Origin of the sequence: Micromonospora sp. M51 (assembly GCF_018070305.1) — a bacterium.
GTDB classification, from domain to species: domain Bacteria; phylum Actinomycetota; class Actinomycetes; order Mycobacteriales; family Micromonosporaceae; genus Micromonospora; species Micromonospora parva.
In genome coordinates this window covers 1-4,851 of record NZ_JAGPXZ010000477.1, presented here as the reverse complement: position 1 = coordinate 4,851, position 4,851 = coordinate 1, and the positions used below count along the sequence as shown (strand labels likewise).

The 4,851-nt window shown below is 72.5% G+C and carries 5 protein-coding genes; 3 read left to right on the top strand and 2 right to left on the bottom strand.

Annotation, left to right across the window (positions count from 1 at the left end):
• Positions 1-1,107 (bottom strand): GAF domain-containing protein (locus tag KBX53_RS22460; protein WP_210861470.1); only part of this gene is annotated, 1,107 nt, incomplete at its 3' end.
• A 14-nt stretch (positions 1,108-1,121) separates the two neighbouring features.
• A complete protein-coding gene (locus KBX53_RS22455; RefSeq protein ID WP_210861467.1) occupies positions 1,122-2,936 on the bottom strand; it encodes a long-chain fatty acid--CoA ligase in 1,815 nt (604 codons plus the stop codon).
• Between the two features lie 118 nt (positions 2,937-3,054).
• Here KBX53_RS22455 and KBX53_RS22450 point away from each other — a divergent pair, with 118 nt between their 5' ends.
• The 3 genes from KBX53_RS22450 to KBX53_RS22440 all read left to right on the top strand — a co-directional run.
• Entirely contained in the window at positions 3,055-3,510 is a 456-nt protein-coding gene (locus KBX53_RS22450) for an SRPBCC family protein (RefSeq protein WP_030337720.1), read from the top strand.
• A 31-nt stretch (positions 3,511-3,541) separates the two neighbouring features.
• The gene (locus KBX53_RS22445) at positions 3,542-4,234 is read left to right on the top strand and encodes a hypothetical protein (protein ID WP_210861465.1); all 693 of its coding nucleotides are present in this window, start codon (positions 3,542-3,544) and stop codon (positions 4,232-4,234) included.
• Between the two features lie 77 nt (positions 4,235-4,311).
• Positions 4,312-4,851 (top strand): ROK family protein (locus KBX53_RS22440; RefSeq protein WP_210861463.1); only part of this gene is annotated, 540 nt, incomplete at its 3' end.

Sequence of the window (4,851 nt, the reverse complement as noted above, 5' to 3'; positions counted from 1 at the left end):
CACCAGCTCCTGCGCCACCCCGTCGTGGATCTCCCGGGCCAGCCGCTGCCGCTCCTCGTTGGTGGCCAGCGAGCGCACCTCGTCGAAGAGCAGCGCCGCCTCCAGCCGCAGCGCGGCCGGGCGGGTCAGTGCGGTCACCCGGGACACCACCGGCGGCGGGTACGCCTGCGCGGCGTCGGCCTCCAGCACCACCAGCCCCACCGTGCGCACCCCGGCGACCAGCGGAATGATCAGCGCGGACACGTCGCCGCCACGGTGCGAGCGGGACTGGGACCGGGCGGCGGTGGTGGCCTGCTGGGTGGCCCAGGCGTCGGCGATCGCCGAGTCGGCGTCCAGCGTCGTCTCCCAGTCCACCCGGTCGACGCCGGCCTGGGCGAGGACCACGAGCCGACCGCCGCCGCTGGCCGACAGCACCGCGCCCCGGTCCGCGCGGGCCACCGTCCGCAGCTCCTCCAGCAGGTGCTCCGAGATGCCGCCCGGGTCCAGGGTCGCCCCGGGCAGTTGCCGGGCCACCGTCCGCAGCTGGGTCAGCAGCCGGGTCGCCTCGGCGTACGGCTGGGGTTTGCCCTCACCGCGGACCGCCATCACCCGGTGCAGCGTGCCGGCGGCGTAGAGCCCCAGCACCGCCAGGATCAGCCACTGCGCGCAGACCGCGAGGTAACCCGGCTGGCCGAGCTGGGACCCGCCGTCGACCCGGGTCAGCGCGCCGCTGACCAGCAGGGTGACGGCGGTGACCACGAGCAGGGCAGCGCCCTCGGGGAAGCGGCGGCGCAGCGCGGTGACGGTCACCGGGACGGCCAGGTAGGGCAGCACCGCCGACGCGCCCAGGCCGTCGACAGTGCCGCCGATGGACGCCACCGCGGCGACGTGGCTCGCGGCCAGCCCCAGCACCACCACCTCGGCCACCCGGCTCACCGGGCCGACCAGCCGGTGCTGCGGTGCCAGCAGCGACGGCAGCCCGGCCACCGCCAGCAACACGATCCACCACAGCTGGGCGACGTCGCGGGTGGCGAACAGGGTCAGGACGGCGATCAGCGCCAGCATCACCAGGCGGGCGGCCGCGGCGAGGGGATGCGGGTGCGGTGCGGTGACTGTGGATGCGGGCACGTGACGGATGGTAGTCAGCCTCGGTAGATATCGGCGATCTCCGCCGCGTACGTCTTGTGGACAACCTGGCGCTTGACCTTGAGCGACGGGGTCAGCTCGCCGGTCGTCTCGGTGAAGTCCTGGGGCAGGACCCGGAACACCTTGATCGCTTCGGCCTTCGACACGGCCTGGTTGGCGACGTCGATCGCGGTCTGGATCTCCTTGCGGAGCCCCTCGTGCTCGCGCAGCTGTTCGACGGGGGTGTCGCGGGGCAGCCCGGTGCTCTCCAGCCAGGCCGGCAGCGCCTCCTCGTCGATGGTGACGAGCGCCGCGATGAACGGCTTCCCGTCGCCGACCACGACACACTGGCTGATCAACGGGTGTGCCCGGACCAGGTCCTCCAGCACCGCCGGGGCGACGTTCTTGCCGCCGGCGGTGACGATCAGCTCCTTCTTGCGGCCGGTGATGCTCAGGTAGCCGTCGGAGTCGAGCTGGCCGAGGTCGCCGGTGCGGAACCAGCCGTCGGCACTGATCGTCTCGGCGGTCGCCGTCTCGTTGCGCCAGTAGCCCTGGAAGATCAACTCGCCGGAGATCAGGATCTCGCCGTCGTCCTCGATCCGCACTGTCACGCCGGGCAGGGGGCGGCCGACGGTGCCGATCCGGGTGCCGGTGGGCAGGTTCGCGGCGGCGGCGGGCGAGGTCTCGGTGAGGCCGTAGCCCTCCAGGACCGTCACGCCGATGCCGCGGAAGAAGTGACCGAGCCGGGCGCCGAGTGGCGCGCCGCCGGAGATCGCGTCCCGGCACCGTCCGCCGAGCGCGGCGCGCAGCTTGCGGTAGACCAGCCGGTCGAAGACCACGTGCTGGGCGCGCAGCGCCAGGCCCGGTCCGCCCGGGGTCTCCAGCGCCTCGCTGTACGCGATGGCGACCTGCTCGGCGCGGGCGAAGATGCCGCCCTTGCCGTCCGCCTCGGCCTTCTGCTTGGCGGCGTTGTAGACCTTCTCGAACACCCGGGGTACGGAGAGCACGAAGGTCGGCCGGAACGCCTGCAGCTCGGCGACCAGGTTCTTGGTGTCGGCGCAGTGCGCCATGGTGGCCCGCGCCTGTACGACGCCGATCTGGATGAGGCGGGCGAACGCGTGCGCCAGCGGAAGGAAGAGCAGGGTGCTCGCGCCGGTGTTGAACAGGTTCGGCAGCACCGGCACCGCGTTGGCGATGTCGGCGTACATGTTGCGGTGGCTGAGCACGCAGCCCTTGGGGCGGCCGGTGGTGCCGCTGGTGTAGATGATCGTCGCCAGGTCGTCGGCGCGCACGGCCTTGCGCCGCCGCTCCACCTCGGCCGGCTCGACGGCGGCGCCGGTGGTGACCAGCTCGTCGACCCCGCCGGTATCGATCTGCCAGACCTGGCCCAGCTCGGGCAGCCGGTGCCGGACCCCGGCGACCAGGGCGGCGTGCGCCTCGGTCTCGACCACGACGGCGACCGCGTTGGAGTCCTCGAGGATCCACGCGGCCTGCTCGGCGCTGGACGTCTCGTAGATCGGCACGGTCACCGCGCCGACGGCCCAGATGGCGTAGTCCAGCAGGGTCCACTCGTAGCGGGTGCGGCTCATCAGCCCGACCCGGACACCTGGCTCGATGCCGGCGGCGATCAGCCCGCGGGCCACGGCGGCGACCTCGTCACGGAACTGGAGGCAGGTCACCTCGGTCCAGGCGGTGACCGTGCCTTCGGCGCTCGGGACCGGGCGGGCGAACTGGACGGTGTCGGGCGCGACTTCGGCGTTGTCCCAGACCGGATCGGTGAGGTTGGCCGCGTCGCCAACGGTGACGATCGGCGGGACGGAAAACTCGCGCACCTGCACTCCTTCGTGCTCGCACTGGTCGGGCTGGTCGTCGCCCGGGGCGTCGGTTGTGTCGAAACCTACCCGGCGGGCGGTCGGGGTGGCACAGGCAGGAGGCGGGTAGCCTCCCCACATGGCGGACTCCTCCACCCAGTCGATCATCATCGGCGCCGCACCGGATCGGGTGACGGCGGTCATTTGCGACTTCGCGCGCTACCCGGAGTGGACCGACGCGGTGCGTCGCGCCGAGGTCGTCGAGGAGTACGAGGACGGGTACGCCAGTCAGGTGCATTTCACCATCGACGCCGGGGTGATGGCCGACGAATACGTGCTCGCCTACGAGTACGCCGAGGATCTGTCCCGGATCGAGTGGCACCTGGTCGCCCCCTCGAAGATGCAGAAGGCCCAGCACGGTTCGTACGACCTGGTGGGTAACCCGGACGGCAGCACCACTGTGACCTACACGCTGGAGGTCGAGCTGTCGGTCGGAATGCTCGGGATGTTTCGGCGCAAAGCCGAAAAGATGATCATGGACACCGCGTTGAAGCAGCTCAAGCGCCGGGTAGAAGCAACCGGTGCGGCGCAGTGACGTGTCCGGTGGCACGGTAGAGGAGCCGACGGTGGGCGGAACGGATCCGGGTTCGGCCCGGGAAGAGGCGGAGCGGCTGGTCGCCACCCTGCTGGCGGGGGCGCGACTGGCCTCCGCCGGCTCGGCGGGCGGCGCGTTCGGCTCGCTGGGTGCGATGGTGTCCGGTGTCCTCGGTCACAGTGCGGGGCCCGACGGGCGCTCGGGCACCGGTGGTGCTTTCGCCACCGGTTCGGCCGAATGCTGCGTCTGCCCGGTCTGTCGGGGCATCGCCGCGTTGCGGGACCCGAGTCCGGAATTCGCCGAACGCCTCGCCACCGGCGCCGGTGACCTCGCCGCGGGCGTGGCCAGCCTGCTCCGCGCGTTCTCCCCGGCGGAACCGTCCGAACCGAGCTCCGCCGAACCGACGGCCGCGCCGTCGCCGGCACCCGCCGCGACCACCGACGACGTGCCTGCCGAGCCAGCCCCGAGCACCCCGTCCCCGGCGACCGGCGACGACCACGTGTGGCGCGATGCCACCCGTACCGGGCATGATTCTCAGCCGGCGCCGGAGCGGGATGTCTGGTCGGTCGCCACCCGGACGGCGGACCCACTCGCCCCGGCCGCCGTACCACCCGTCGACGAGGCCGGGTCGGCGACCGTACCGGCACCGACCACCCGTCCCGTGGTGCCCGCCTCGCGGGTGCCCGATGTCGCCGACGCGGACGCATCGGGCGACGGCGCCTGAGCGCGGGACATTTCCGACCCGGACCGGCACTGGGCCGGAACCTGGGCCGGACAGCACTGCAGAGGGGGGCGGCAGCGGTGACGCTGACCATCGGAGTCGACGTCGGTGGCACGAAGGTGGCCGGCGGTGTCGTGGACGACACCGGCCAGGTGCTCGTGCAGACCCGACGGGACACTCCCGCCGATGACGTCGCCAAGACCCGCGACGTCATCATCGAGCTGGTCGCCGAGCTGGCCACCGGGCGGAGCATCGAGGCCGTCGGCATCGGCGCGGCCGGTTGGATCGACGCCGGCCGTTCGACGGTGCTCTTCGCCCCCAACCTGGCCTGGCGTGACGAACCGCTGCGCGAGTACGTCAGCGAGGCCGTCGGTCTGCCCGTGATCGTGGAAAACGACGGGAACGTCGCCGCGTGGGCCGAGTTCCGCTACGGCGCGGCCCGCGACGCCGACGACTCGATGATCATGTTCACCATCGGCACCGGTGTGGGCGGCGGCATCGTCCTCGGCGGCGATCTGATGCGCGGCGCGCACGGCATCGCCGCGGAGCTGGGCCACATGCTGGCCGTACCGGACGGGCACCAGTGTGGTTGCGGCCGGCTGGGCTGCATCGAGCAGTAC

Bases quoted from the DNA above. Each gene is read 5' to 3' on its own strand.
- KBX53_RS22450 (WP_030337720.1), top strand. From the start codon at position 3,055: ATGGCGGACTCCTCCACCCAGTCGATCATCATCGGCGCCGCACCGGAT.